The organism is Streptomyces sp. NPDC028305, assembly GCF_055569495.1.
In genome coordinates this window covers 767,259-793,717 of the sequence record NZ_JBVHTN010000001.1, presented here as the reverse complement: position 1 = coordinate 793,717, position 26,459 = coordinate 767,259, and the positions used below count along the sequence as shown (strand labels likewise).

22 protein-coding genes are annotated in these 26,459 nt (G+C 71.7%); 8 read left to right on the top strand and 14 right to left on the bottom strand.

All coding sequences use genetic code 11. The annotated features are described in order from the left end of the window. Window positions 1-61 precede the first annotated feature (61 nt). Entirely contained in the window at window positions 62-2,563 is a 2,502-nt protein-coding gene (locus ACZ4WQ_RS03630; protein WP_398370507.1) for a glycoside hydrolase family 3 protein, read from the top strand. Between the two features lie 222 nt (window positions 2,564-2,785). Here the strand turns inward: ACZ4WQ_RS03630 and ACZ4WQ_RS03625 are convergent, their stop codons facing one another. Next, the gene (locus tag ACZ4WQ_RS03625; RefSeq protein WP_398369746.1) at window positions 2,786-3,736 is read right to left on the bottom strand and encodes an SGNH/GDSL hydrolase family protein; all 951 of its coding nucleotides are present in this window, start codon (window positions 3,734-3,736) and stop codon (window positions 2,786-2,788) included. 326 nt (window positions 3,737-4,062) lie between these two features. On the opposite strand from ACZ4WQ_RS03625, the gene ACZ4WQ_RS03620 reads away from it, so the two are divergent. After that, window positions 4,063-4,557, top strand: coding sequence for a DUF3145 domain-containing protein (locus ACZ4WQ_RS03620; protein WP_311722746.1), 495 nt, complete (start codon window positions 4,063-4,065; stop codon window positions 4,555-4,557). A gap of 62 nt (window positions 4,558-4,619) precedes the next feature. Continuing rightward, entirely contained in the window at window positions 4,620-5,516 is an 897-nt protein-coding gene (locus tag ACZ4WQ_RS03615) for an NAD(P)-dependent oxidoreductase (protein ID WP_398369749.1), read from the top strand. 167 nt (window positions 5,517-5,683) lie between these two features. Here ACZ4WQ_RS03615 and fabF read toward each other — a convergent pair whose 3' ends face one another. The 5 genes from fabF to ACZ4WQ_RS03590 all read right to left on the bottom strand — a co-directional run bounded on the left by fabF (window position 5,684) and on the right by ACZ4WQ_RS03590 (window position 10,599). Beyond that, window positions 5,684-6,946, bottom strand: a complete 1,263-nt coding sequence (gene fabF, locus ACZ4WQ_RS03610; protein ID WP_311722748.1) for a beta-ketoacyl-ACP synthase II — start codon at window positions 6,944-6,946, stop codon at window positions 5,684-5,686. Window positions 6,947-7,017: 71 nt separating this feature from the next. Continuing rightward, window positions 7,018-7,266: an acyl carrier protein gene (locus ACZ4WQ_RS03605; RefSeq protein WP_311722749.1), complete on the bottom strand. Its 249-nt coding sequence runs from the start codon at window positions 7,264-7,266 to the stop codon at window positions 7,018-7,020. A 75-nt stretch (window positions 7,267-7,341) separates the two neighbouring features. Continuing rightward, a complete protein-coding gene (locus ACZ4WQ_RS03600) occupies window positions 7,342-8,352 on the bottom strand; it encodes a ketoacyl-ACP synthase III (protein WP_398369753.1) in 1,011 nt (336 codons plus the stop codon). A 13-nt stretch (window positions 8,353-8,365) separates the two neighbouring features. After that, window positions 8,366-9,325, bottom strand: a complete 960-nt coding sequence (locus tag ACZ4WQ_RS03595) for an ACP S-malonyltransferase (protein WP_311722751.1) — start codon at window positions 9,323-9,325, stop codon at window positions 8,366-8,368. Window positions 9,326-9,414: 89 nt separating this feature from the next. After that, entirely contained in the window at window positions 9,415-10,599 is a 1,185-nt protein-coding gene (locus tag ACZ4WQ_RS03590; protein WP_398369756.1) for a PucR family transcriptional regulator, read from the bottom strand. Window positions 10,600-10,656: 57 nt separating this feature from the next. Here ACZ4WQ_RS03590 and ACZ4WQ_RS03585 point away from each other — a divergent pair, with 57 nt between their 5' ends. Continuing rightward, the gene (locus ACZ4WQ_RS03585; RefSeq protein ID WP_468022003.1) at window positions 10,657-11,343 is read left to right on the top strand and encodes a pirin family protein; all 687 of its coding nucleotides are present in this window, start codon (window positions 10,657-10,659) and stop codon (window positions 11,341-11,343) included. A gap of 8 nt (window positions 11,344-11,351) precedes the next feature. Here the strand turns inward: ACZ4WQ_RS03585 and ACZ4WQ_RS03580 are convergent, their stop codons facing one another. Next, window positions 11,352-12,167 (bottom strand): serine hydrolase domain-containing protein, encoded by an 816-nt coding sequence (locus ACZ4WQ_RS03580; protein WP_398369758.1) that lies wholly within the window; start codon window positions 12,165-12,167, stop codon window positions 11,352-11,354. 139 nt (window positions 12,168-12,306) lie between these two features. Here ACZ4WQ_RS03580 and ACZ4WQ_RS03575 point away from each other — a divergent pair, with 139 nt between their 5' ends. Beyond that, window positions 12,307-12,759 (top strand): MerR family transcriptional regulator, encoded by a 453-nt coding sequence (locus tag ACZ4WQ_RS03575; RefSeq protein WP_311722754.1) that lies wholly within the window; start codon window positions 12,307-12,309, stop codon window positions 12,757-12,759. 208 nt (window positions 12,760-12,967) lie between these two features. Continuing rightward, window positions 12,968-13,903: a DUF5829 family protein gene (locus ACZ4WQ_RS03570; RefSeq protein WP_358848994.1), complete on the top strand. Its 936-nt coding sequence runs from the start codon at window positions 12,968-12,970 to the stop codon at window positions 13,901-13,903. Window positions 13,904-13,962: 59 nt separating this feature from the next. Here ACZ4WQ_RS03570 and ACZ4WQ_RS03565 read toward each other — a convergent pair whose 3' ends face one another. The 6 genes from ACZ4WQ_RS03565 to ACZ4WQ_RS03540 form a co-directional block, all read right to left on the bottom strand. Beyond that, window positions 13,963-15,168 carry an alpha/beta hydrolase gene (locus ACZ4WQ_RS03565; RefSeq protein ID WP_385351507.1) on the bottom strand — a complete coding sequence of 402 codons (1,206 nt, stop codon included), beginning with the start codon at window positions 15,166-15,168 and terminating at the stop codon, window positions 13,963-13,965. Window positions 15,169-15,317: 149 nt separating this feature from the next. Further along, a complete protein-coding gene (locus tag ACZ4WQ_RS03560; RefSeq protein ID WP_311722757.1) occupies window positions 15,318-15,992 on the bottom strand; it encodes a response regulator transcription factor in 675 nt (224 codons plus the stop codon). Beyond that, window positions 15,989-17,437: a sensor histidine kinase gene (locus ACZ4WQ_RS03555; RefSeq protein ID WP_398369762.1), complete on the bottom strand. Its 1,449-nt coding sequence runs from the start codon at window positions 17,435-17,437 to the stop codon at window positions 15,989-15,991. Before ACZ4WQ_RS03555 ends, ACZ4WQ_RS03560 begins: the two co-directional genes overlap by 4 nt. A gap of 87 nt (window positions 17,438-17,524) precedes the next feature. Then, window positions 17,525-18,538 (bottom strand): DUF4429 domain-containing protein, encoded by a 1,014-nt coding sequence (locus tag ACZ4WQ_RS03550; protein WP_385351513.1) that lies wholly within the window; start codon window positions 18,536-18,538, stop codon window positions 17,525-17,527. Between the two features lie 167 nt (window positions 18,539-18,705). Then, window positions 18,706-19,938 (bottom strand): alpha/beta hydrolase, encoded by a 1,233-nt coding sequence (locus ACZ4WQ_RS03545; protein ID WP_358848989.1) that lies wholly within the window; start codon window positions 19,936-19,938, stop codon window positions 18,706-18,708. Between the two features lie 111 nt (window positions 19,939-20,049). Continuing rightward, window positions 20,050-20,703, bottom strand: coding sequence for a TetR family transcriptional regulator (locus ACZ4WQ_RS03540; protein WP_358848988.1), 654 nt, complete (start codon window positions 20,701-20,703; stop codon window positions 20,050-20,052). A gap of 116 nt (window positions 20,704-20,819) precedes the next feature. Here ACZ4WQ_RS03540 and ACZ4WQ_RS03535 point away from each other — a divergent pair, with 116 nt between their 5' ends. Then, window positions 20,820-22,421 carry a DHA2 family efflux MFS transporter permease subunit gene (locus tag ACZ4WQ_RS03535; RefSeq protein WP_311722762.1) on the top strand — a complete coding sequence of 534 codons (1,602 nt, stop codon included), beginning with the start codon at window positions 20,820-20,822 and terminating at the stop codon, window positions 22,419-22,421. 302 nt (window positions 22,422-22,723) lie between these two features. Here the strand turns inward: ACZ4WQ_RS03535 and aceE are convergent, their stop codons facing one another. After that, window positions 22,724-25,456 carry a pyruvate dehydrogenase (acetyl-transferring), homodimeric type gene (gene aceE / locus ACZ4WQ_RS03530; protein ID WP_311722763.1) on the bottom strand — a complete coding sequence of 911 codons (2,733 nt, stop codon included), beginning with the start codon at window positions 25,454-25,456 and terminating at the stop codon, window positions 22,724-22,726. A 515-nt stretch (window positions 25,457-25,971) separates the two neighbouring features. Between aceE and ACZ4WQ_RS03525 the strand changes: the two genes are divergently transcribed. Continuing rightward, window positions 25,972-26,412, top strand: a complete 441-nt coding sequence (locus tag ACZ4WQ_RS03525) for a DUF3052 domain-containing protein (protein WP_311722764.1) — start codon at window positions 25,972-25,974, stop codon at window positions 26,410-26,412. The last annotated feature ends 47 nt before the right edge of the window (window positions 26,413-26,459 follow it).

The following is a 26,459-nucleotide window of genomic DNA, read 5'->3' as shown; positions in this document are numbered from 1 at the left end:
CGGTTACGGCCACCATGGCCTGAACCGTCAGCACTGATCAGGAGGTGGCGCGGTGAAGGCCGTGGAGAACGCGCTCGGCAAGCTCGATCTGGACACCAAGGCGCGGCTGCTCTCCGGCCAGGACATGTGGTCGCTGCCCGCCGTCCCCGAGATCGGGCTGCGGTCGCTGGTGATGTCGGACGGCCCGATCGGCGTGCGCGGGGTGCACTGGAGCGCCGACGACCCGTCCATCGCCCTGCCCAGCCCCACCGCCCTGGCCGCCACCTGGGACCCCGCCCTCGCCCGCCGCGCCGGCCACCTCCTCGCCCAGGAGGCGCGCCGCAAGGGCGTGCACGTGCTGCTGGCGCCGACGGTCAACCTGCACCGCTCGCCGCTGGGCGGCCGCCACTTCGAGGCGTACAGCGAGGACCCGTACCTCACCGGCGAGATCGGCACCGGCTATGTGACCGGCGTCCAGGAGGGCGGGGTGGGCACCACCGTCAAGCACTTCGTCGCCAACGACGCCGAGACCGAGCGCTTCACCGTCGACAACAGGGTCAGCGCCCGCGCCCTGCGCGAGCTGTACCTGGCCCCCTTCGAAGCCATCGTCAAGAACGCCCGCCCCTGGGGCGTCATGGCCGCCTACAACGGCGTCAACGGCTCGACCATGACCGAGCACCGCGAGCTGCAGCAGGGGGTGCTGCGCGGCGAGTGGGGGTTCGACGGCTTCATCGTCTCCGACTGGCTGGCCGCCCGCGACACCGTACGGGACCTGCTCGGCGGGCTCGACGTCGCCATGCCGGGGCCGCGCACCGTCTACGGCGAGGCGCTGGCCGCCGCCGTACGGGCCGGGGAGGTCCCCGAGGCCGATGTGGACGAGGCGGTGCGCCGCGTGCTGACCCTCGCCGCCCGCGTCGGCGCGCTGGACGGTGCGGACCCGGCGGTGGCCGCCGCCGACCGGCCCGAGCCCATTGATAACGCTGCCGGCGAGGCCCTGGCCCGTGAGATCGCCCGGCGCTCCTTCGTGCTGCTGCGCAACGAGCCCGCGACACCTGGGCGGGGTCGCCCCGCCCTGCCGCTCGACCCCGCCCGCCTGACGAGCGTCGCGCTGCTCGGCGCGGCGGCCCGCGACGCCCGGGTGCTCGGCGGCGGCTCCGCCCAGGTCTTCCCCGAGCGCGTCGTCTCGCCGCTGGAGGGGCTGCGCGCCGCCCTGCCCCCGGACGTGCTGACCTACGCCGTCGGCGCCGACCCCACCGATGAACTCGCCCCGGCGTCCCAGGGGTTCGAGCTGAGCGCCACCGTACGCGCCGAGGACGGCCGGACGCTGGGGGAGTCGCGGCTGCCCAACGGGGAGGTGCGCTGGCTCGGCGACTTCCCGGCGGGGGTGACGTACGAGGAGCTGCACACCGTCGAGATCACCGGCACCTTCACCCCGCGCGAATCCGGCCGCCACACTTTCGGCACCCGGGGCCTCGGCAGGTTCCGGCTGACCGTCGACGGCAAGGTGCTCTACGACGGGGTGCAGGACATGATGGAGGATGCGCGCGACCCCTTCGAGGCGTTCTTCGGCGAGCCCGAGCCGCGCGCGACCGCCGAGCTGACGGCGGACAAGCCCGTACGGATCAGCCTCACCTGCGTGGTCGTCAAGATCAAGGACGCGCCGCTGCAGGCCGTTGTCCTCGGCCTGATGCACCGCGCCCCCGAGCGCGACGCCGACGAGCTGATCGAGGAGGCCGTGGCGGCAGCGGCGGCCGCCGAGGTCGCCGTGGTGGTGGTCGCCACCACCGAGCGCGTCGAGAGCGAGGGCTTCGACCGTTCCGATCTGCGGCTGCCGGGCCGTCAGGACGAGCTGGTACGGCGCGTGGCCGCGACCGGCACCCCTACCGTCGTGGTCGTCAACTCCGGTTCGCCGGTGGAGATGCCATGGCGCGAGGACGTCGCCGCGGTGCTGCTGAGCTGGTTCCCGGGCCAGGACGCGGGCCTCGCGCTCGCGGACGTCCTGCTCGGCGCCGAGGAGCCCGGCGGCCGGCTGCCCACCACCTGGCCGGCCCGGCTGGCCGACGCCCCGGTGACCCGGGTCCGGCCGACGGACGGCCGGCTGTGCTACGACGAGGGCGTGTTCATCGGCTACCGCGCCTGGGAGCGGCGCGCGGCACAGCGGCCGCAGGACGCTCCGGCCCCCGCGTACTGGTTCGGCCACGGCCTCGGGTACACCGAATGGACCTACGAGTCGGCCGAGTTCACCCCGGCGGCGGAGCCGGGCGGCGACACTCTGGGCACGCTCACCGTCGAGGTCCGCAACACCGGGGCGCGGGCGGGCCGGGAGGTGGTCCAGGTCTATCTCGCGGTGCCCGAGGGCGACGGCGAGGAGCGCCCGGTGCGCCGCCTCGCCGGGTTCGCCTCCGTCACCGCCGGGCCGGGCGAGCGGGCCCGCGCCGACATCGTGCTGCCGCGCCGGGCCGCGGAGGTCTGGGACGAGGCGGCGCACGCGTGGCGGCTGGTCCCCGGCGCATACGCCGCGCAGGCGGGCCGCAGTGTCGCCGACCGCCCCCTGTCCGTGCGGGTGCCGGTGACCGGCGAGTGAGCCGAAGGGGCGCGGCCGCCCGCGCCGGAGGCGCTGATGTCACGGTGAAAGTGGAGAGCGCGCGGAGGCCCTGAGGCTGCCGTCAATATGCGGCTACCGCCGCGTGGAGGGCCGAGCACGGTCGACCGTCGACAGGGGGCACCCCCGGCCGAAGGCTGGGGGAGGCTGTAGCGCCCCGGCGGGGGCACCTCCCAGCGGTAGCTGGGGGAGAACCGAGCCCGGTTATGGCGCAGTGATGCGGCGGTAGGCCATGTCGGCGAGCTGCTGCTGGCCCTCCTTGCTCGGGTGGAACCAGTCCCACCGGCTCAACTCGTCCTCCGAGAACTGGTAGTTGTGCACCGCGCCGTCGTACCGGCACAGCGCGTCCTGGGCGCAGACGGACTTCAGCGCGGTGTTGTACTCGTCCACCCGGTTCTCCACCCGGCGGCGCCGCTCCACCGCCGCCGGGTCGGTGGCGTCGGCGTCCTTCAGCATCGACGGGCAGATCCCCAGCTTCCAGATCTGCCGGCCCAGCACGTTCTTGCGCCCCTCGGACCACAGCCGCTTCAGGTCGGGCACGCTGGCCACATACACCTGGGTCTTGGGCAGTTCGCGGCGCAGCGTCTTGAGCGCGGCGTCGAAGGCGGCCTGGAACGCGGCCGTCGGGGTCATGTCGTCGACCGAGTCCCGGCAGGCGTCGTTGGCGCCGATCAGGACGGTCACCAGCTCCGGCTTGTGGCCGACGGCCGACTGGATCTGCCCGGACAGATCGGACATCACCGCGCCCGTCTTGGCGTAGTTCCAGCTGCGCGCGCCGGAACGGGAGGAGGCGGGGAGCAGCCGGCGGGCGAGGCTGTTCACCTCCGTCCCGGTGGACCAGGACACCTCGGGGCAGTCGGACAGCACCGAGCAGGCGTCGAAGCCACGGGTGATGGAGTCCCCGAGGGAGGCGATGGAGCCGGGCTTGGTGTTCCACAGGACGCTGGGCTTGGCGGCGGGGCGCTTGCCGCCCCGTGGGCCGCCCGGGTGGGAGGCGTCGTCGGAGCCGCCGAAACAACCCCCCGACGCGAGCACGGCGCCGGCTGTGAGCACGGCGACGGCGGTACGGGTGGCGGTACGGGTCGTGGTCGTGGTGGTGGGCGCGGACGTGGCCGTGAGCGTCGGCCGGACCCGGCGTGCTGCGCTGCCCCGCATGGCTGTTCCCCCTCCGACTGTTGGGTGATTCTGTCCAGGACCGACGGTACGTCACTCCTCCGGTCGCGCCGCGCGGTAGCTTTTTCCCGTGCCAGTTGAGCTCCGCCCCTGGCGGGAGCGGGAGCGTTCCGGTACGGCTAAGTTACCCGGCGTCACATGCTGTCCGTTTTCATAAGGATTCTGCCCGAGAAATTTCACTGCTGGTAACCTCGGGGCTGGTGCGAGGGTGATCATTAGGGCAGAATGTCTAGTGCTGTCCCGGGCGTCACCGATACGGGCACGAGGCCGCTGGGGAAGGCGTACCTCGAACCGCACAGGAGGCCCAGGTGACGACACGTGGAGTTCTGTACGTGCACTCCGCTCCGCGCGCGCTGTGCCCACACGTCGAATGGGCCATCGCGGGCGTACTCGGCGTGCGCGTAACCCTCGACTGGATCAAGCAGCCCGCCGCTTCCGGCACTTGGCGCGCCGAGTTCTCCTGGCAGGGCGAGGTCGGCACCGCCTCCAAACTGGCCTCCGCGCTCCGCGGCTGGCACCTGCTGCGCTTCGAGGCGACCGCCGAGCCGTGCGCCACGGCCGAGGGCGAGCGCTACAGCTCCACCCCCGACCTCGGCATCTTCCACGCCGTCACCGGCATGCACGGCGACATCCTGATCCCCGAGGACCGGCTGCGCGCCGCGCTCGCGCGCTCGGCGCGCGGGGAGAGCGATCTGCACGCCGAGGTCGCCAAGCTGCTCGGCAAGCCCTGGGACGACGAGCTGGAGCCCTTCCGCTACGCGGGGGAGGGCGCGCCCGTCCGCTGGCTCCACCAGGTGGTCTGAGCACGGCACGTCACCCGGCCCGTCCTTGCCCTGGAGTCCGCTCCAGGCCCTAGCGTTCAGCCATGACGACCGAGAACCTCCCCACCCCCCGTCCCGCCCGATCCATCGCGGTCCTCGGCACCGGCATCATGGGCTTCCCCATGGCCCGTAACCTCGCCGGGGCCGGGCTCGAGGTCCGCGCGTGGAACCGCACCCGGAGCAAGGCCGAGGGGCTCGCCGCCCACGGCGTGCGCGTCGCCGACACCCCCGCCGAGGCCGTGGACGGCGCAGACGCCGTCCTCACCATGCTGTACGACGGCCCGGCCGCCCTCGACGCGATGCGGCAGGCCGCCCCGGCGCTGCGCCCCGGCATGGTGTGGTCCCAGTCCACCACCGCCGGCCTCGGCGGCCTCGACGCCCTCGCCGCGTTCGCCCGGGAGAGCGGGCTGGTCTTCGTCGACGCCCCCGTACTGGGCACCAAGCAGCCCGCCGAGAGCGGACAGCTGCTGGTGCTCGCCGCGGGCCCGGAGTCGGCCCGTACGGTCCTGGCCCCCGTCTTCGAGGGGATCGGCAGCCGGACCCTGTGGGTGGGCGACAACGGCGAGGAAGGGGCGGCCAGCCGGCTCAAGCTGGTGGCCAACAGCTGGGTGCTCACCGTCACCCACGGCACCGCCGAGGCGCTCGCCCTCGCCAAAGGGCTCGGCGTGGACCCGCGCGCCTTCCTGGACGCCGTCGCGGGCGGGTCGCTGGACATGGGCTATCTGCGGGCCAAGTCGGACCAGTTGCTGGGCGGCCGCCTGGAGGCCAGCTTCGCGACCAGGACCGCGGAGAAGGACGCGCGGCTGATCGTCGAGGCGGGGGAGGGGGCCGGGGTGCGGATGGATGTGGTGGCCGCGGGGGCGGAGCGGTTTCGGAGGGCGGCGGAGCTTGGGCATGGCGAGGAGGACATGGTGGCGTCGTACTTCGCGAGCTTCGGCTGACGCGCCGCGCCTGCGGCGGGCCTTGTCCCCTACCCGCCGCTTCCCGAAACTGGGGGCAAGCCCCCAGACCCCCGGACGCCCTTCGGGCGTGTCCTCAAGCGCCGGACGGGCTGGAACTAGCCCGTCCGGCGCTTGAGGACCGGGGTCCGGGGCGGAGCCCCGAGGGGTCAGACCGTGCGGAAGGCCAGGACCACGTTGTGGCCGCCGAAGCCGAACGAGTCGTTGAGCGCCGCGATGGTGCCCGCCGGGAGGGGGCGGGGTTCGCCGCGCACGATGTCGCCGTCCGCCTCGGGGTCGAGGCTGTCGAGGTTGATCGTCGGCGGGGCCAGCCGGTGGTACAGGGCCAGCACCGTGGCCACCGTCTCCACGCCGCCCGCGCCACCGAGCAGGTGACCGGTCATCGACTTGGTGGCGGAGATCGCCATGTGGTCGACGTCGTGGCCGAAGACCTTGCGCAGCGCCTTCAGCTCCGCCACATCGCCCTGCGGGGTCGAGGTCGCGTGCGCGTTAACGTGCACGATCTCGGCCGGCTTGAGCTCGGTGGAGTCGACCAGGTTCTGGAGGGCGTGGGCGATGCCGTTGCCGGACGGCTCCGGCTGGGTGATGTGGTGCGCGTCGGCCGAGATGCCCTGGCCGACGGCCTCGGCGTAGACCCGCGCGCCGCGGCGGGCGGCGTGGTCGGCCGACTCCAGGACGACGATGCCGGCGCCCTCGCCCATCACAAAGCCGTTGCGGTCGGTGTCGTACGGCCGCGAGGCGCCCTGCGGGTCCTCGTTGTTCTTCGACATCGCCATCATGTTGCCGAAGGCCACGATGGGCAGCGGGTGGATGGCCGCCTCGGTGCCGCCCGCGATGACCACGTCGGCGCGGCCGGTGCGGATCATCTCGATGGCGTAGCCGATGGCCTCCGCGCCCGACGCACAGGCGCTGACCGGGGTGTGGACACCGGCACGGGCGCCGACCTCAAGGCCGACGTTGGCCGCGGGGCCGTTGGGCATCAGCATCGGCACGGTGTGCGGGGACACCTTGCGGACGCCCTTCTCGCGCAGCACGTCGTGCTGGTCGAGGAGGGTGGTCACACCGCCGATGCCGGAGGCCACGACCGCGCCGAGCCGGTCGGGGTCGACCGTCGGGTCCTCGCCCGCCCTGGCGGTGAAGCCGGCGTCCGCCCAGGCCTCACGGGCCGCGATCAGCGCGAACTGCGCCGAGCGGTCGAGCTTGCGGGCGTGCGGACGCGGGATGACGGTGCCTGGTTCCACCGCGATCCGCGCGGCGATGCGGACCGGCAGATCGGCCGCCCAGTCCTCTTCGAGGAGACGGACGCCAGAACGCCCGGCGAGCAGTCCCTCCCAGGTGGAGGCGGTGTCGCCACCCAGCGGCGTCGTGGCACCAACACCGGTGACGACCACGGTGCGATTGGTCGAGCTCACAGGATTTCCTACTTTACGTGGAGAGAAGGTGCTGGACCTGCCACCGCTCGGGTGGCGACAAGCGCTCGGGCTCAGCCCTGGTGCTTGAGGATGTAGTCGGCGGCGTCGCCGACGGTCTTGAGGTTCTTGACGTCGTCGTCCGGGATCTTGACGTCGAAGCGCTCTTCGGCGGCGACGACGACCTCGACCATGGACAGCGAGTCGACGTCCAGGTCGTCCGTGAAGGACTTGTCCAGCTGGACGTCCTCGGTCGGGATGCCGGCGATCTCGTTGACGATGTCGGCGAGACCCTTGAGGATCTCTTCCTGGGTGGCGGCCATTGCGGCGCTCCTTCTTCGGTGATTGCGGTGAGTGCGCAGCGTCCGAGCTGTTCGGGGCTGCGTTAAGGATCTTGACTAAGGGAGGGTAACGACCGTCGCTGCGTACACGAGACCCGCCCCGAAGCCGATGACGAGCGCGGTGTCGCCGCTCTTCGCCTGCCCGGTCGCCAACAGCCGCTCCATGGCGAGCGGGATGGAGGCGGCCGAGGTGTTGCCGGTGGTCTCCACGTCACGGGCGACCGTGACGTGTTCCGGCAGATCAAGGGTTTTGACCATCGAGTCGATGATCCGCATGTTGGCCTGGTGGGGGATGAAGACATCGAGGTCCTGGGGGCTGACCCCGGCCTCGTCGAGGGCCTGCTGGGCGACCTTGGCCATCTCGAAGACCGCCCAGCGGAAGACGGCCTGGCCCTCCTGGGTGAGCGCGGGGAAGCGTACCTCGTCGGCCTTCTGGTTGCGGTACACATCCCACGGCAGCGTCTGGGTGATGGTCTCGGACTTGTCGCCCTCGGAGCCCCAGACGGTCGGGCCCATGGCGGGCTCCTTGGACGGGCCGACGACCACGGCACCCGCGCCGTCGCCGAACAGGAAGGCCGTCGAGCGGTCCTCCAGGTCGGTCAGGTCCGAGAGCCGCTCCACGCCGATGACCAGGACGTACTCCGCGGTGCCGTCGGTGACCATGCCCTTGGCGAGGGTCAGGCCGTAGCCGAAGCCCGCGCAGCCTGCCGAGACGTCGAAGGCGGCCGGCTTGCCCGTGCCGAGCAGATGGGCGATCTCGGTGGCCACCGCGGGGGTCTGCTTGAAGTGGGAGACGGTCGCGACGATCACGCCGCCGATCTGCTCCGGCGTCAGGCCCGCCGCGGCGATGGCCTTTCCGCCCGCCTCGACGGACATCGTGGCCACCGTCTCGTCCGGCCCGGCCCAGTGGCGTGTGGCGATCCCCGAGCGACTGCGGATCCACTCGTCGGAGGAGTCGATGTGCTTGAGGATCTCCTCGTTGGGCACCACACGGTGCGGACGGTAGCCGCCGACACCGAGGATGCGCGCGTACGGGGCGCCCTTGCTGGGCTTGATCTTCGCAGTCATGCTCTGGGAGCTCCTATTCGGCCGGGGTGTCGGCGACCGGAACAGCGTGCTCGGCGATCAGCGCACGGGCCGCCTCGAGGTCGTCGGGAGTCTTGAGGGCCAGCGTCTTGACGCCCGGCAGGGCGCGCTTGGCGATACCGACGAGTGTGCCGCCCGGAGCCACCTCGATGATCGCGGTGGCTCCCAGCTGCTGGAAGGTCTCCATGCACAGGTCCCAGCGGACCGGGTTGGACACCTGGGCGACCAGGCGCTGGGCGACCTCAGCGCCGGATGTGACGACCTGTCCGTCCCGGTTGGAGACGTAGGGGATGCGCGGATCGGCCACGGGGGCGCCCGCGATCAGGGTTTCGAGCGCCGAGACCGCCGGGGCCATGTGGTCGGTGTGGAACGCGCCCGCCACCTTCAGCGGGACGACCCGGCGCACCCCTTCCGGCTTGTCCTCGGCCAGCGCGGCCAGCTGCTCGGCGGTGCCCGCGGCCACGATCTGGCCGGCGCCGTTGACGTTGGCCGGGGTCAGCCCGAGCTTGGTCAGATGGGCGACGACGTCCTCCTGCTCGCCGCCGAGCACCGCGGCCATGCCGGTCTCGGCCTGGGCCGCGGCCTCGGCCATGGCGAGACCTCGCCGGCGGACCAGCACCATGGCGGTCTCGGCGGTGAGCACACCGGCGAACGCGGCCGCCGCGAGCTCACCGACGCTGTGGCCCGCGGTCGCGCCGAGCGAGCCCTGGAACTCCTCGGCGCCCTCGGAGAACAGCGCCTGGGCGGAGGCCAGTGCCGCGGCCACCAGCAGCGGCTGGGCGACGGCGGTGTCCCGGATCTCCTCCTCGTCGGCCTTGGTGCCGTAGTGGATCAGATCCAGGCCGGATACGGCGGACCACCACGTCAACCGTTCGGTGACGCCGGGGAGGTCGAGCCAGGGGGTCAGAAAGCCGGGCTTCTGGGCGCCCTGGCCGGGAGCGACGAGTACGAGCACCCTCACACTCTCTCTTGTGGTTGGTCTCGCCCGCCCGTGAGGACAAGGACGAAGAACCGTGTAGGGAATTGTTGGAGTCCGACAAAGACCTAGCCCTGGGGGTCCGCGTCGGTCAGACGCCCCAGGATCAGGGCTATGCGCAGAGTAAACGCGGACCGGACGTCGGAGGGAGACCATCCGGTGACGTCGGTCACACGTCGTAGCCGGTAGCGCACGGTGTTCGGGTGAACGAAGAGCATCCGCGCCGCGCCTTCCAGACTGCTTGCCTGTTCCAGATATACGCTCAGAGTTTCCAGCAGGGCGGAGCCCGCCTCTTCCAGCGGTCTGTAGATCTCCTCCACCAACTGCTCACGCGCGGCCGGGTCCGAGGCCATCGCGCGTTCCGGAAGAAGATCGTCCGCGAGCACCGGACGCGGTGCGTCCGGCCAGGCGGTGCACGCCTTGAGCCCGGCCGCGGCGGCCGCGGCCGACTTCGTCGCGGCCAGCAGGTCGGACACCACCGGGCCCGCCACCACCGGGCCCGCCGCGAACGGCCCGATCAGCGCCTTCGCGGCCTGGATCGGATTGTCCGAGCCGCCCGCGACCACCACCAGCCGGTCGCCGAGGACACCGGTGAGCACCTGGAGCTTGGCGTGGCGGGCGGCCCGCCGGATCGCCTCCACGGTCAGCTCGCTGTCCCCGTCGGGCGCCGTGCCCAGCACCACGCACACATGCTCCGGCGAGTTCCAGCCCAGGGCGGCGGCGCGGGACAGCGCGCCCTCGTCCGCCTCCCCCGACAGCACCGCGTTGACCACCAGCGACTCCAGCCGGGCGTCCCACGCGCCCCGGGCCTCGGCCGCCTGCGCGTACACCTGCGCGGTGGCGAAGGCGATCTCCCGCGCGTACACCAGCAGCGCCTCGCGCAGCACCGCCTCGTCGCCGGGCGCCGCCACCTCGTCGATCGCGGACTCCATGACCTCGATCGTGGTGCGGACCATCTCGACGGTCTGCCGCAGGGTGATCGCCCGGGTCAGCTCGCGCGGCGCGGTGCCGAACACATCGGTGCTGATGGCCTGCGGCGCCTCCGGGTGCCGGAACCACTCGGTGAACGCCGCGATGCCCGCCTGGGCGACAAGCCCGATCCAGGACCGGTTCTCGGGTGGCATCGCGCGGTACCACGGCAGCTGCTCGTCCATGCGGGCGATGGCGCTCGCTGCGAGCTTCCCGGAGGACTTCTCCAGGCGGCGCAGGGTGGCGCTGTGCGGATGAGGGCTGTTCGCGGCTGGTTCTGGCACGAGGACAAGACTGCCTTATCGGGTGACGGGCGCGGGGGTGTGGGTACCGTGGGCCGGATGATGCGGGTACAGCGCGCCGGTGAACGGTACCGGGGTGGACACGGGGCGGGCATCGAGACGCGCCACGCCTTTTCCTTTTCTGGGTATTACGACCCGGAGAATGTGAGATTCGGGTCACTCGTGGCCTGTAACGAGGAGCGGCTGGCGCCGGGGGCGGGCTTCGCCGAGCATCCGCACCGCGACCTGGAGATCGTCACCTGGGTGGTCGAGGGCGAGCTCACCCACGAGGACTCCGCCGGACACCGCACCGTGGTGCGCCCCGGCGATGTGCAGCGGCTCAGCGCGGGCGGCGGGGTGCGGCACAGCGAGCGCAACGAGGGCCGCGAGCCGCTGACGTTCGTCCAGATGTGGCTGGCCCCGGCGGCCGGCTTCACCTCGGCGGGCGCGGGCGCCGAGCCCGCGTACGAGGTGGTGCGCGGCCCGGCGGGCCCCGAGCCGTACGCCCTGGAGCGGGCGGACGCCGCGCTCGGCGTGTGGCGGCCGGCCGCCGGGGAGGGGACGGAGCTGCCGGTCGCGCCCTGGGTGTACGCGCATGTGGTGCGGGGCGAGGTGGAGCTCGCCGGGGAGACGCTGACGGCGGGGGACGCGGCGCGGATCACCGGCGCGCGGGGTGAGCGGGCCCGTGCCCTGACCGATGCGGAGCTGCTGGTGTGGGCGATGCGCGCGGAGCCCTCGTACGGCTGACCTCGGGGTCAGGGGCGCAGCTCGGCGAGGACCGCGTCGGTCAGCGCGGGCCAGACCTCGACGGCCCAGGGGCCGAAGGCGCGGTCCGTCAGGGCCGCACAGGCCGCCCGCGCCTCCGGGTCCACCCACAGGAACGTTCCGGACTGGCCGAAATGCCCGAACGTGCGCGGCGAGGACGAGGCGCCCGTCCAGTGCGGCGACTTGCCGTCGCGTATCTCGAAGCCGAGCCCCCAGTCGTTGGGCCGCTGATGTCCGTAGCCCGGCAGCACACCGCCGAGGCCCGGGAAGGCGACGGAGGTGGCCTCGGCCAGCGTCTGGGCGGCCAGCAGCCGCGGGGCCTGGAGTTCGGCCGCGAAGCGGGCCAGGTCGGCGGTGGTGGAGACGCCGTCCTTGGCGGGGGAGCCGGGCAGCTCGGTCGAGGCCATGCCCAGCGGCTCCAGCACCGCCTGGCGCAGATACTCGGCGAACGGGATGTCCGTGGCCTTGGCGATGTGGTCGCCGAGCACCTCGAACCCCGCGTTGGAGTACAGCCGGCGGGTGCCGGGCGCGGCGGCGGCGCGGTGCTCGTCGAAGGCGAGCCCGGAGGTGTGGGCGAGCAGATGGCGGACCGTGGAGCCCTCGGGCCCGGCCGGCTCGTCCAGCTCCACCGCGCCCTCCTCGACGGCGACCAGCGCGGCGTACGCGGCGAGCGGCTTGGTGACCGAGGCGAGCGGGAAGCGCCGGTCGGCCGGGCCGTATGATCCGGCCACCGTGCCGTCCGCGCGCACGACGGCGGCGGCCGCCGTGGGTACCGGCCAGTTCTCGATCATCCGCAGGCTCTCCATGACCCAGAGCCTAGCCAAGGGCGGACCCGGCCAAGAATTCGCCAAAACTGCGCTTGCTTGGAGTGCACTCCAAGTCAATAGCGTTGAGAACGTCGTGAAGGTTTACGGATCAGCGACTGCGAGAGGGTGGCGAGACGGCATGACCGTGTTGGAGAGCGCGCCGGTGAAGGTGCAGGCATGCGCGGGGACGGTCGGCCACCCCCGGCCCACCGGACAGGACCGCTACACGATCAGCGAGGTCGTCGCCCACACCGGGCTGACGGCGCACACCCTGCGCTGGTACGAGCGGATAGGGCTGATGCCGCATGTGGACCGCACCCACACCGGCCAGCGCCGCTTCAGCAACAAGGACCTGGACTGGCTCAGCCTCGTCGGCAAGCTCCGGCTGACCGGGATGCCGGTCGCGGACATGGTCCGCTACGCCGAGCTGGTGCGCGAGGGCGAGCACACCTTCGGCGAGCGCGAGGAGCTGCTGACCGCGCACCGGGCGAGCGTGCGGCAGCGGATCGCCGAGCTCCAGGACACCCTGCATGTCCTCGACTTCAAGATCGATATCTATGCCGACGCCCGCCGGGTGTCGGAGCGGGCCTGAAAGCCGCGAGTAATGAATTTCCGGAACTCGCCGGAAAAGCATTGCAGAGCGGACATGGCGCCCGTGGCGCTTTTGTCTTTTTGTGTCGCAGGCCACTGTTCGCCTTGTGTGCTGCCCCCTCGTCACCGGGGTTATTCAACGAATAGCAAAACTATCTACCGCTCGGGATCGCCGCCGCACTAAGATCGCCGACATGTTTATTCGTCGGATGTTACGAGCAACTGTCGGCCTCGCCGTTGTGGCCGGAGTCGCCCTCACCGGGACCGTCGAAGCCGGTGCCAAGACGGCGGGGGACTCGGAGAGACGGTCGTCGGCCGATGGGCAGTTGCTCTATTACAACCACTCCTATGGCGTGGTCGACCGCGAGACGGCCGACGCCGTCGAGAATTCGGACTTTTTGCGGGACTTCGCCAATTTCGAGGTCCGCACCACGAGCAGCGGTAACCTCACCTGGAAGGGCCGTTACCTCTACGGCGGCCAGACCTACATCGAGCTGTTCGGGACCGGCGACCTGCCGGGCCAGGACGCCAACTTCGGCTCCACCTCGGTCGCGTACTCCTCCGAGCACGACGGCGACCTGGCGAAGGTGAGCCAGAGGCTGCGGGATCAGGGCTTCGACAAGCTGGACGAATTCCTCCAGTCGCGTAACTTCGGCGACGGCGTCCTGGTGCCGTGGTTCGACGGCGTCCAGTTCCCCGTCGCCGACTATCCCTATGACGCCTTCGGCGCGTGGGCGATGGAGTACCGGGAGGAGTACTTCGCCGACCCGCGCAGCAAGACCGGTCCGGCGGCTTACCCCGGTGACATCACCCGTCAGCGCTATCTGCCGGACACCTACAAGGACCACCAGATGCGGGACCTGACCCGTATCCGCTTCGCCGTCACCGAACTCGACCTCAACACGCAGCTGCCGCTGTTCGAGGCCGGTGGGCTGGACATCAAGAAGGTCCCGGGCGGTGCCATCGTCAAGGACGGCCTGACCACGATCCAGTACGACGTGGTTTCGGCCGACAAGGTGGGTCTCAAGCAGATCCAGATGTCGCTCAACGCGTCGGTGGACGACCGGCACGAGGAGCGGATCGGCAACTCGACCCTCGTCGTGGGCCCCGGCGACCGCGCCGTCTGGACCTTCGACAAGCCGTAATAACGCACGACGGTAAAGCGCGACGCCGGTCCGGGCCTATTCAGACCGGCGTCGCCGCGTTACGCCAGGCCATGGCGGCAGTCGCGGTCGTAGCCCGTGCCCTCCGCGCAGTGGACCGCCGCGAAGTGGCCGAGGGCGATCCGCGCGAAGTTGCGGAGCGACTCCGTGCCGGGGGCGAAGTAGCCCGTGTGGCCGTGGGCCCGGTCCGCGGAGAGCACGCGCGCGCCGAAGGACGGGTCGGTCGGGTCCTGGCCGTGGCCCAGGCCCAGGAAGTCGAAGCCGGTGACCCGCCGGACCCAGTCGGAGCTGTCGCGGGTGGCCCAGACCCGGGCGGCCGGGCCCAGCTCCGCGGCGTCGTCGGCGCGTACGCCGGGGCTGCCGAACACCACCAGGTCGGAGATCTCGGCGCGGCCGAGACCGGAGGCGGCCAGCCCGCACACGACCGAGCCGTAGCTGTGGCAGAAGACGGCCGGCGGGGCCTGCGCCGACTCGCCCGCGGTCGCGGCGAGACCGGCGAGGAAGCGGTCGAGGCGGGGCACGCCCGCCTTGGCGAGGCGGCCGGTGGCGGCGTCCGGGCCGAGGCCGAGCGGGGTGGTGTAGCCGACCCAGACCACGACGGACGTACGGACCCCGGGCGCCTCCCGGGCCATCTCCGCGCGCAGCGACCTGGCCATGCCGGCCGCGGAACCGTACGGGTGGTGGTCCGTACGGTCGAAGTTCCCCAGGTCGGTGTCGGAGCCGGGGACGAGGACCGCGGTGCGCTGAGCGGTCGTCAGGTCCCCGTACACCTCGGCCACCTGGCCCCGGCCGCGCGGGTCGAAGGCCAGGATCCGGCGGCCGGGGGCGAGGAGCCCGGTGTAGCGGTCGACGAGGGGGCTCTCGGGGTCGGCGGCCCGCTCCTTGGCGCGCTCCGCCCTGATCGCGAGGGCGTTGGCGGTGTAGCGCAGCGCCACGGGCGCGCCGTCGAGATTGCCGACGACCAGCGGGTGACGGAGCGCCAGGGTCCGCTGCTGGGCCGCGGTGAGCCCGGCGAAGAACCGGGCGATCTCGGCGGGGGAGGCGGTGGCCGGGTCGGGCAGCCGGCCGGCGGCGCCGGGGCCCAGGGAGTGGTCCGCGCGCCAGGCGGCCGTGCCGGGCGGCGGTCCGGTGACGGCCTGCTGCTCATGGGCCACGGTCCAGCCGGCGGTGCCCGCCATGACGGTGACCACGAGCGCGGCGGTGATCAGGCTGCGGGCCCGGTGCCTGCCGACCGATGTGTGCGACATGGTCGCGTCCCCCTCTGTCCATTCGATGGCGGAGGGAAACGTAGGAAGGCGGTGGGTGGCGAAACGTCACACCCCGGAGCCAACTCCGGGGTCATACCTGGGTAGGGGGTGTAGCCCCTACCCGGGGTGACGCGCGGGTCGGCGGCGGGCTATTGACCGGGCGTCACCAGGCCCGACTCATACGCGAAGATCACCGCTTGGGCCCGGTCGCGCAGCCCCAGCTTGGCGAGCACCCGGCCGATGTGCGTCTTGACGGTCTGTTCGGCGAGCACCAGCGACTCGGCTATCTCCTGGTTGGACAGCCCGCGCGCGATCAGCTCCAGCACCTCGGTCTCGCGCGGGGTGAGCCCGCTGCGCCGCGTGGCGAGGTTCTTGCGCGGCGCGGGCCGCTGCCGGGCGAAGTCGGCGATGAGGCGGCGGGTGACGGAGGGGGCGAGCAGCGCCTCCCCGGCGGCCACGACCCGCACCGCCGAGATCAGATCGGCGGGCGGGGCGTCCTTGAGCAGAAAGCCGCTGGCGCCCGCGCGCAGCGCCTCGTACACATAGTCGTCGACGTCGAAGGTGGTGAGCATCAGCACCTTCGGGCGGTGGACGACGCCGGCCGGCGGGTCGAGTATCCGCCGGGCCGCCTCCAGGCCGTCCATCTCGGGCATCCGGACGTCCATGAGGACGACGTCCGGGTGGGTGCTGCGGCTGACGTCGACCCCCTGCTTTCCGTCGGGGGCCTCGCCGACCACGTCGATGTCGCTCTGCGCGGAGAGCAGCGCGGCGAAGCCCGCCCGCACCATGGCCTGGTCGTCGACGATGATCACCCGGATGGTCATGGGGCGAGTGGATCCCTTCCCGCGCTCGCTGCGCCTGCTGTGCTCTCCGTGGTTTCCATGGCTTCTGTGGCTCCCGGGGCCGCGCCGTCGGCGCCGTCGGCGGTGTTCTTCGCGGGCTGTGCCACCTCGACGAGCGGGAGCCGCGCCGCCAGGCGGAAGCCGCCGTCGGGCAGCGGGCCGGTGTCCAGCGTGCCGCCGACCAGGCGGACGCGTTCGCGCATGCCGACCAGGCCATGGCCGGTGCCGGTGGTCTCCAGGGGCGGGCCCGGCGCGCCGCTCGCCGGGCCGTTGACGACCAGCACGGTCAGCCCCGTACGGTCCGCGGAGGTCAGGATCGACACGTTCGTCGGGGCGCCCGGCGCGTGCCGCACCACATTGGCGAGCGCCTCCTGCACGATCCGGTACGCCGACAGATCCACCGCCTGCGGCAGCGGCCCGAGCGCGGCCACGTCCTTCGCGATCGACAGCGTGGTGGGGATCCCCGCCCGTACGGTCGCCTCGACCAGCTGTGGCACCCGGTCGAGACCGGGCTGCGGCGCGCGCTCCCCGCGCGCGTCCTCGCTGCGCAACACGCCCAGCAGCCGCCGCATCTCGGCGAGCGACTCGCGGGCGGTGGCCGCGATGGTGCCGAACTCCCGCTCCGCCTCGGGCGGCAGGCCGCCGATCCGGTACGGGGCGCTGTCCGCCTGCACCGTGATCACCGACATGTGGTGCGCCACCACGTCGTGCAGCTCGCGCGCGATCCGGGCGCGCTCCTCCAGCAGGGTGCGCCGGGCCCGCTCCGCCTCGCTGATCGTCTCCTGCTCGGCCAGCCGCCGCTGCGCGTCCCCGCGCTCCCGCAGCGCGCCGCCGACCAGCAGCACCACGCCGCCGAGCACGAACATCAGCACATTGGAGCCGTCGCTGTACCTCGCGCCGGGAATCCCCAGGAACACGCCCACGCCACCGGTGACCAGCCAGACCGCCATCAGGGTGTGGCGGGGCTCGCGCAGCGCGAGGAAGAGGAGGAGGAAGAGATAGCCGATGATGTTGGGCGGCTGCCACGGCCAGCTGCGCTCGGGGAGGTCGGCGTAGCCCAACACCGCCAGCGAGCCGACGGTGTCGGCGATGAAGGCGATCCACCAGGCGGGCAGCGGGCGGGTGACGGCCAGCAGCAGCGGCGCGGCCTGGGCGGCGGCCAGCACGCTGGCCAGCCCGCCGTTCAGGCCGTAGTCCCTGGTGAGGAGCTGGGCGGTGGTCGGGATCAGGATGATGGTGAGCAGCCCGGCGACCGCGTACGGCAGCCGCCGCAGCCAGCGCCTGGTCGACCGCGCGAGCAGCGGGGTCGCCGGGTACGAAGGCGTCACGAGCGCCCGGGCGAGGGCGGACAGGTGCCGCCGGGTGACTGACAGCAGGCTCTCGTGCGCGGCGGCGGACGGCGTGGGGGCGGGCGAGGGCTGGGACATGGCGGCTACAGCGTAGGGGGGACGGCGCGCCCGGACGTCATACCGGGGTATCAGGTCCGAGGCCCGCGCCGGAGACTTTGGCCGTGTCTACAGCTCCGCCAGCAGTTCGGCCTTCTTCGAGCTGAACTCGTCGTCCGTCAGCAGGCCCGCCGTGTGCAGCTCGCCGAGGTGGCGGATGCGGTCCGCGATGTCGGCGGGGTCGCGGCGGCCGGGCCGGGCCGTCGTGCGGGTGAGGCCCGAGGCCGGGTCCGGAGTGGCGGCCTGTACGGCCTCCAGCACCGCCGCGGCGAACGGCAGCGACTCATGGACCAGCCCGTAGCCGAGGCCGAAGACGACCGCGGCCGGGTCGTGGTCGGGCCGCGTCGCGACCGCGGGCCCTTCCGAACCCATCGCACCCGCCGCACCCGCGCCATCGCCGGCACGCGCGCCCGCCCGTGCCCCCGTACGCGCCGCGCCGCCGCCGGGCGCGGCCGGGCGCCCGTCCTCCGCGCCGCGCTCCAGCAGCCGCAAAAAGCCGCTGCGCCCCTGCTTGGGGGAGCCGCCGCCGGTCCCCTTGGACTCCGGCGAGCGCCATTCGACGCCCGACAGGTCGTCGATCCGGAAGCGCTGGTCCCCGACCTTCCACTTCGCCGAGGAGGCGCCGGTCCAGAACCAGCGGAAGGAGACGGCCTTGCCGTCGAAGGACGCCTTGCCGTCGTACGCCTTGAACGACAGCGGCGGCGCGGGCGCGGCGACCAGATAGGACTCGGCGGGGGTGGCGGCCGCGGGGCCGAGGGCGGCGCGTATCTCCTCGGCGTAGTACTCCGCGAGCGTGCCGCGCTCGGCGGGCAGCACCAGGCGGTACGGGTCGCCCCCGTCCTTGAGCTGGCCGTCGGCGGCGTCCATCAAGGGGTCGGCGCCGGGTCTGGGCACGGCGCGCAGCACTACGGTCCCCCGCTTGCCGGGGGTGACCTCCACCGCGGACAGCGCCTCGTAAGGGACGCGACGCTCGCCGAGCGCCTGAAGCAGCTTCGGCGTACGAATCCCCCGTTCGAAGCGGATGAGCACGGAGTCGGTGTCGAACTCCCAGACGGTCTGAAAACCGGCCAGCACATCACCCATGCGGCTCATCGTATGCGGCGGGGGCCCGCCCGTCCCCCCTCGGAGGTTACGCGCGTCAAATCAATTTGCGCCGTCAGCTAATTTTCAGCCGTCAGCTCAAGTTCCAGCCGTCAGCTGGAGCGGTGCCGGCAGTCGGATGGGGCGGTTCGGGCCGTCAGACGGGGCGGTCAGCTCAGTCCGGTCCGGCAGCTGTCGCCGTCCGCGCAGCTCACGGACCGGAGGGAGCCGACCCCCACCCGGGCGAAGTTGTCCAGGCTGGTGGTGCCCGGCACGAAGTACCCGGCGTGCCCCTGCGCCCCGTCGGCGGACAGGACACGGGCGCCGAAGCCGGAGGAGACCGGGTCCGCGCCGTGTCCGAGCCCGCCGAGCTCCACGTGCGGGATGTCCTGAATCCAGTCGCCGGAGTCGCGCATCGCCCACACCCGGGCGCTGGTGCCCAGGTCGGAGGCGTGATCGGCGCGCATCCCGGGGCTGCCGGCGACCGCGATGTCGGTGACCTTGGGCGCCAGGTCGCGGGCGGCCACCCCGCACACCACCGATCCGTAGCTGTGGCACATCAGCGAGACGCGGGTCAGCTCGGGCAGGCCGTTGACCAGCGCGCGCAGCCGCAGGGCGCCCTGGGCGGCGAGCCTGCCGGTGGCCGCGTCCATGCCGATGCCGCTGGGGGAGGTGTAGTCGGCCCAGGCGATGACGGCGTTCTTCCCGCGGGGGTCGACGACCCGCTCGGCGTTGTAGAGGGCGCGCGCCATGCCGGCCACCGCGCTGTAGGCGCGCCCGGGCTTCTCGAAGCTCAGGATGTCGGTGTCCACGCCGGGCACCACGACCGAGACGCGCGCGGCGTGTTCCAGGTCGCCGAAGACCTCTGCGGCCCGCCCGGAGCCGGTGGGGTCGAAGGCGAGGATCTGCCGCCCGCCGCTCAGCAGCTCCTCGTAGCGGTGCATCCGGCGCCCCGCGTCCTGCCGCCCGAGCGGGGTGAGCCCGCCGTCGTGCATCCGCTTGCGCTCGGCGTCGCGGGCCTGGGCGAGGGCGATCCGGTTGGCGCGGTAGCGCAGCTCCACCGGCGCGCCGTTCATATTGCCGACGACCAGCGGGTAGCGGCGGGCCAGGCGATCGCGCTGGGTCGCGGTGAGCGAGTCCAGGAAGCGGGCGAGGCGGCGCGGCGGGCCGGAGGGGTCGGGCAGGGCGCGGCCGCCCAGGCTGCCTCCCCCGGCTACCGCTGGGAGGTGCCCCTTCCGCCAGGCGGTCAGCTCCGCGGCCAGCGGGCCATCGGACCCTCGCTGGTTCCGCATGGCCGTCCAGCCGGTGGTGGCGAGCAGGACGAACACCACCGCCAGGGCGAGGAGTGCTCGCCAGGCGGTGGAGCCGGGGGAGGGGGAGCCGAGCTCAGAGAAGGAAGTCACCGCGGGACACCCTAGGAGAAGCGTGGTGGTGGCTGCCAAATGCCGTGACACTTCTCACGTTTGAGGAGAATCCGGACGGATCGTTTTGTCTGATTTATTCAGTCTTTGGGGTTATCTGTCCCATGGTTCGGCCAGTGCCGCCCCGAGGTGGTCGAGATGGAAGAGGGTGAGGTCCCGCAGCGACTCCATGCTGGTGCCCTCGCCCTCGTTCCACAGCTGACCGGCCACCCGGATCGCCCCGCCGAACGCCGCGACCACCAGGCGCGGCCGCGGGTCCGTGTCGACGCCAAGACCCTCGCGGCGGGCGATCTCCCGGGCCAGCCGGTCCTCCAGCTCGGCGGTCCGGCGCAGATGGACGGCCAGCAGGGCGGGGGTCGACTCGATCACGCAGTACATGCGCATATGGAGGTCCTGCGGGACCAGCTCGGCGATGATCTCGCCGGCGGCGCTCCAGGAGGTCTGGACGGCGCCCCGCAGGGCGGTGAGCGGTGCCTCCTCGGCGGGCCGGCCGGCCAGGGCGTCGAAGAAGTGACGCTCCGCCACGTCCTGGGTGGCGAAGGCGACTTCCTCCTTGTTGGCGAAGTACCGGAAGAACGTGCGCTGGGAGACATCGACCGCGTCCGCGATCTCGTCGACCGTCGTGTGGTCGTATCCGTTCCGGGTGAACAGCTCCAGGGCGGAGCGCACCAGGGCGGCCCGTGTGCGTTGCTTCTTGCGTTCCCGGAGTCCCGCCGGTGGTGGCGCCACCGCCTGGTCCGTTGTCACCTGTCGGCTCTCTTTCTGGCGCGATCGGGCTGCTCACCCTACCTGCGGGGAACCTGGCAGTTACCGAATCATGAACTTGTTTGTCAATTGTCAGCGGCTGACACTAGCCTCCGGATATGACGTCTGAGACCACCGTCGCCCACGCGGCGCCGGAACCTCCCATACCCGATCCCCCGAAGGGGCTGCGGGGACACCCGTGGCTAACGCTGCTGACGATCGCCGTCGGCGTGACGATGGTCGCCCTCGACGGCACGATCGTCGCGATAGCCAACCCCGCCATCGCCGAAGACCTCGACGCCTCGCTCGCCGACGCCCAATGGATCACCAACGGCTATCTGCTCGCCCTCGCCGTCTCGCTGATCACGGCCGGCAAGCTCGGTGACCGCTTCGGCCACCGCCAGACCTTCCTCGTCGGCGTCGTCGGCTTCGCCGCCTCCTCGGCGGCCATCGCCCTGTCCGGCAGCGTGACCCTGCTGGTGGTCTTCCGCGTGCTCCAGGGCCTGTTCGGCGCCCTGTTGATGCCCGCGGCGCTCGGCCTGCTGCGCGCCACCTTCCCGGCCGAGAAGCTCAACATGGCCATCGGCATCTGGGGCATGGTGATCGGCGCGTCCACCGCGGGCGGACCGATCGTCGGTGGTCTGCTCGTCGAGCACGTCAACTGGCAGTCCGTGTTCTACATCAACGTGCCCGTCGGCGTCCTCGCCCTCGCCCTCGGACTGGCGATCCTGAAGGACCACCGCGCCGAGAACGCCCCCAAGTCCTTCGACATCCCCGGCATCGCGCTGCTGTCCGGCGCGATGTTCTGCCTGATCTGGGCCGTGATCAAGGCCGGCGAATGGCAGTGGGGCGACTCCCGGACGCTGCTGTTCCTCGGGCTCGCCGTGGTCTGCTTCGCGGCCTTCGCGTTCTGGGAGACCCGCAGCAGCGAGCCGCTGCTGCCGCTGCGCATGTTCCGCTCCGTCCCGCTGTCCGCCGGCACCGTGCTGATGGTGCTGATGGCCTTCGGGTTCATGGGCGGGCTCTTCTTCGTCACCTTCTACCTTCAGAACGTGCACGGCATGAGCCCGGTCGACAGCGGGCTGCACCTGCTGCCGCTGACCGCCATGATGATCGTGGCCTCACCGCTGGCCGGGCTGCTGATCACCAAGCTCGGGCCACGGATCCCGCTGGTGGTCGCCATGCTGCTCACCTCCGCGGCGATGTTCGGCGCCTCCACCCTCGACGTGGACTCCTCCACCCTCGAGACATCCCTGTGGTTCGGCCTCCTCGGCCTCGGCCTCGCCCCGGTGATGGTCGGCGCCACCGAGGTCATCGTCGGCAACGCGCCGCTCGAGCTCTCCGGCGTCGCCGGCGGCCTCCAGCAGGCGTCCATGCAGGTCGGCGGCAGCATCGGCACCGCCGCGCTCGGCGCGGTCATGGCCGCCAAGGTCGACGACGACCTGCCCGGCTCCTGGCAGCGCGCCGGACTGCCGCCGCTGTCCGGGAAGGATCTGGACCAGGCGTCCCAGGCGGTCGAGGTGGGCAAGGCCCCGCTCGCCCCGGGCACTCCGCCGGAGCTCGTCGGGAAGATCACCGGCGTGGCGCATGACACCTTCGTGTCGGGGATGGGCGTCGCCTTCACCGTCGCGGGCGTCGTCTCGCTCCTGGCGGCCGTGGTGGCGGCGTTCACCAAGCGCGGCGAGAACGCGGAGGCGGGCGCGGGAGCGGCCCACATCTGACCGCACACGGCAAAGCGCCGGGCAGGCTGCACTCAGCCTGCCCGGCGCCCCTTTTTCGTGGCTCGGTTCTCCCCCAGCTACCGCTGGGAGGTGCCCCCCAGGGGCGCTACAGCCTCCCCCAGCCTTCGGCCGGGGGTGCCCCCTGTCGACGGTCGACCGTGCTCGGCCCTCCACGCGGCGGTAGCCGCATAGTGACGGCAGCCTCAGGGCCTCCGCGCGCTCTCCACTTTCACAGTGACATCAGCGCCTCCGGCGCGGGCGGCCGCGCCCCTTCGGTTCACTCGCCGGTCACCGCGGTCCCGTTACGCGTCGCCCCCGGCCGCGCCCGGGTCGGCGGCGGCCACGTCGAGCAGCTGATAGCGGTCGATCGCCTGCTTCAGCACCGAGCGGTCGATCTTGCCGTCCTTCGCGAGCTCGGTGAGCACCGCGAGGACGATCGACTGCGCGTCGATGTGGAAGAACCGGCGCGCCGCCCCGCGGGTGTCCGCGAAGCCGAAGCCGTCGGCGCCCAGCGACTGGTACGTGCCGGGCACCCAGCGCGCGATCTGGTCCGGAACGGCCCGCATCCAGTCGGACACGGCCACCTTCGGGCCCTCCGCGTCGGCCAGCTTCCGCGTCACATACGGGACGCGCTGCTCCTCCTCGGGGTGGAGCAGGTTGTGCTCCTCCGCCTCGACCGCGTCGCGCCGCAGCTCGTTCCAGGAGGTCGCCGACCACACATCGGCCTTCACATCCCACTCGTCGGCCAGGACGCGCTGCGCCTCCAGCGCCCACGGCACGGCGACGCCCGAGGCGAGGATCTGCGCCGGGATGGCGCCCTTCTCGCCCCGCTGGTAGCGGTAGAGGCCCTTGAGGATGCCCTCGCCGTCCACGTCGGCGGGCTCGGCCGGGTGCCGGATCGGCTCGTTGTAGACGGTGAGGTAGTAGAAGACGTCCTCACTGTCCTCGCCGTACATCCGGCGCAGACCGTCCTGCACGATGTGGGCGATCTCGAAGCCGAACGCCGGGTCGTACGCGACGACGGCCGGGTTGGTCGAGGCCAGCAGCTGCGAGTGGCCGTCCGCGTGCTGGAGGCCCTCACCGGTCAGGGTCGTACGGCCGGCGGTCGCGCCCAGCACAAAGCCGCGCGAGAGCTGGTCGGCCATCTGCCAGAACTGGTCGCCGGTGCGCTGGAAGCCGAACATCGAGTAGAAGACGTACACCGGGATCAGCGGCTCGCCGTGGGTGGCGTACGCCGAGCCCGCGGCGATCAGCGAGGCCGTACAGCCCGCCTCGGAGATGCCGTCGTGCAGCATCTGCCCGGTCGGCGTCTCCTTGTAGGCCAGCAGCAGCTCGCGGTCGACGGACTCGTAGGTCTGGCCCAGCGGGGAGTAGATCTTCGCCGACGGGAACAGCGAGTCCATGCCGAAGGTGCGGTACTCGTCGGGCGCGATCGGCACGAACCGCTTGCCGATCTCCTTGTCCCGCATCAGGTCCTTCAGCAGCCGCACGAACGCCATGGTGGTGGCGATCTGCTGCTGACCGCTGCCCTTCTTGGTCGAGGCGTACGTCTTGTCGCCCGGCAGCTGAAGCGGCTTGGCCCGCACCACGCGGGTCGGCACATACCCGCCCAGCGACTTGCGCCGGTCGTGCATGTACTGGATCTCCTCCGAGTCCCGGCCCGGGTGGTAGTACGGCGGCAGGCCGGACTCCAGCTCCTTGTCGGGGATCGGCAGGTGCAGCCGGTCGCGGAAGCGCTTGAGGTCGTCGACCGTCAGCTTCTTCATCTGGTGGGTCGCGTTGCGGCCCTCGAAGTTCGGGCCGAGCGTCCAGCCCTTGACCGTCTGGGCCAGGATCACCGTCGGCTGGCCCTTGTGGGCCTTGGCCGCCGCGTACGCCGCGTAGATCTTGCGGTGGTCGTGGCCGCCGCGGCCCAGGTGCAGAATCTGGTCGTCGGTCATGTGCTCGACCATGCTGCGCAGCCGCTGGTCGTCGCCGAAGAAGTGGTCGCGGATGTACGAGCCGGTCTCGGTGGCGTACGTCTGGAACTGGCCGTCGGGCGTGGTGTTCAGCTTGTTGACCAGGATGCCGTCGCGGTCCTGCGCGAGCAGCGGGTCCCAGGTGCGGTCCCACACCAGCTTGATCACATTCCAGCCGGCGCCGCGGAACTGCGACTCCAGCTCCTGGATGATCTTGCCGTTGCCGCGCACCGGGCCGTCGAGGCGCTGGAGGTTGCAGTTGACGACGAAGGTCAGGTTGTCCAGGCCCTCTCGGGCGGCCAGGGAGAGCTGGCCGAGCGACTCCGGCTCGTCCATCTCGCCGTCGCCCAGGAACGCCCACACATGCGAGGCCGAGGTGTCGGCGATGCCGCGCGCCTCCATGTAGCGGTTCATCCGCGCCTGGTAGATCGCCCCGAGCGGGCCGAGGCCCATGGAGACCGTCGGGAACTCCCAGAAGTCCGGCATCGACCGCGGGTGCGGGTAGCTGGACAGGCCGTGGCCGGCCTTCGACTTCTCCTGGCGGAAGGCGTCCAGGTGCTGCTCGTTCAGCCGGTCCAGGAGGAAGGCGCGGGCATAGATGCCGGGCGAGGCATGACCCTGGAAGAAGATCTGGTCGCCGCCGTCGCCGCCGTCCTTGCCGCGGAAGAAGTGGTTGAAGCCCACGTCGTACAGCGAGGCCGAGGAGGCGAAGGTGGCGATATGGCCGCCGACGCCGATGCCCGGACGCTGGGCCCGGGAGACCATCACCGCCGCGTTCCAACGGGTCGCGTTCAGGACCTTCCGCTCGATCTCCTCGTTGCCGGGGAAGAACGGCTCGTCCTTGGTCGCGATGGTGTTGACGTAGTCCGTGCTGCGCATCTCGGGCACCGCGACGCGCTTCTCGCGGGCGCGCTCGATCAGGCGGAGCATGAGGTAGCGGGCACGTTCCCGGCCTCGCTCATCGACAGCTGCGTCGAGCGAGTCGAGCCACTCCTGGGTCTCTTCAGGATCGAAGTCCGGGACCTGGCTGGGAAGGCCGCCAATGATGATCGGGTTGCGATCGGATCCGGAAGCCACGCTATTCCTTCGCTTTTCGGTCGTGCTGTGCACGCAATGGATTCGTGCTCTGCTGGTGTCGCGCCGATCTCCATCGTGTACCTCGGGTAGGGGATACGTCACCTCTACCGAGTGGTAACCATCACGTGGTGAGACGTACGCTGCGCGGGCGTCGGGGTGCGACGGCCAAATCGCAACCATACGCTCACCCCGGACGGCGTTCGCGTACGCCCGTTCGGCCCTGGGGCGCGTACTCGGCGTATCGTGACGATACGCTCGGGTAATCCGGGCGTATTGGAGTGATGTGACTCACTCGCGGCTGTTCGTCCATGATGGGAGTTGCGGCGCTCCGTGCTCCGCGGCATCCCCCATACTCCGTTGAACGCCGTATGGGGTGACCCCCCACGTTTGGGCGGGATCGCTGGCCAGGTACTTGCGCGATCCGCCCGGCCCGTGTGGACTACGCCCCAAGCCCCGCGTACGCGCGTGGCGTACAGCGACTCGAGGAATGAACGCAAGATGACAGGAGGCAATCCGTGAGCGCGACCGCGGACCACGCGGAGGAGCGGACCAACCTTGCCGTGAGGCTGGGTTTCCAGCCCGATCAGGTGGTCCAGGAGATCGGCTACGACGACGATGTCGACCAGGAGCTCCGCGAGGCCATCGAGGAGATCACCGGCCAGGAGCTCGTCGACGAGGACTACGACGATGTGGCCGACGCCGTTGTGCTGTGGTTCCGAGAGGACGACGGCGACCTGACGGACGCGCTGGTGGACGCCATCGGGATGATCGACGACGGCGCACCGGTCTTGCTGCTGACCCCCAAGACCGGCCGTGACGGCTATGTCGAGCCGAGCGACATCAACGAGGCCGCGACCACCGCCGGCCTGTCCACGACCAAGAGCATCAATGCGGGCAAGGACTGGACGGGCAGCCGTCTGGTCACCCCGAAGGCCGCCAAGTCCGGCAAGCGCTGAAGCGGCCCCGCGGGGCCGTCGGCGCACGGCCCCGCGACACCCTGCCG

Coding starts and splice junctions, on each gene's coding strand:
- ACZ4WQ_RS03625 (WP_398369746.1), bottom strand. CDS start 3,736: ATGCGGGGCAGCGCAGCACGCCGGGTCCGGCCGACGCTCACGGCCACG.
- ACZ4WQ_RS03555 (WP_398369762.1), bottom strand. CDS start 17,437: ATGTCCCAGCCCTCGCCCGCCCCCACGCCGTCCGCCGCCGCGCACGAG.
- ACZ4WQ_RS03615 (WP_398369749.1), top strand. CDS start 4,620: ATGACGACCGAGAACCTCCCCACCCCCCGTCCCGCCCGATCCATCGCG.
- ACZ4WQ_RS03560 (WP_311722757.1), bottom strand. CDS start 15,992: ATGACCATCCGGGTGATCATCGTCGACGACCAGGCCATGGTGCGGGCG.
- ACZ4WQ_RS03580 (WP_398369758.1), bottom strand. CDS start 12,167: ATGGAGAGCCTGCGGATGATCGAGAACTGGCCGGTACCCACGGCGGCC.
- ACZ4WQ_RS03605 (WP_311722749.1), bottom strand. CDS start 7,266: ATGGCCGCCACCCAGGAAGAGATCCTCAAGGGTCTCGCCGACATCGTC.
- ACZ4WQ_RS03585 (WP_468022003.1), top strand. CDS start 10,657: ATGATGCGGGTACAGCGCGCCGGTGAACGGTACCGGGGTGGACACGGG.
- ACZ4WQ_RS03575 (WP_311722754.1), top strand. CDS start 12,307: ATGACCGTGTTGGAGAGCGCGCCGGTGAAGGTGCAGGCATGCGCGGGG.
- ACZ4WQ_RS03565 (WP_385351507.1), bottom strand. CDS start 15,168: ATGTCGCACACATCGGTCGGCAGGCACCGGGCCCGCAGCCTGATCACC.
- ACZ4WQ_RS03535 (WP_311722762.1), top strand. CDS start 20,820: ATGACGTCTGAGACCACCGTCGCCCACGCGGCGCCGGAACCTCCCATA.
- ACZ4WQ_RS03570 (WP_358848994.1), top strand. CDS start 12,968: ATGTTACGAGCAACTGTCGGCCTCGCCGTTGTGGCCGGAGTCGCCCTC.
- ACZ4WQ_RS03600 (WP_398369753.1), bottom strand. CDS start 8,352: ATGACTGCGAAGATCAAGCCCAGCAAGGGCGCCCCGTACGCGCGCATC.
- ACZ4WQ_RS03550 (WP_385351513.1), bottom strand. CDS start 18,538: ATGGGTGATGTGCTGGCCGGTTTTCAGACCGTCTGGGAGTTCGACACC.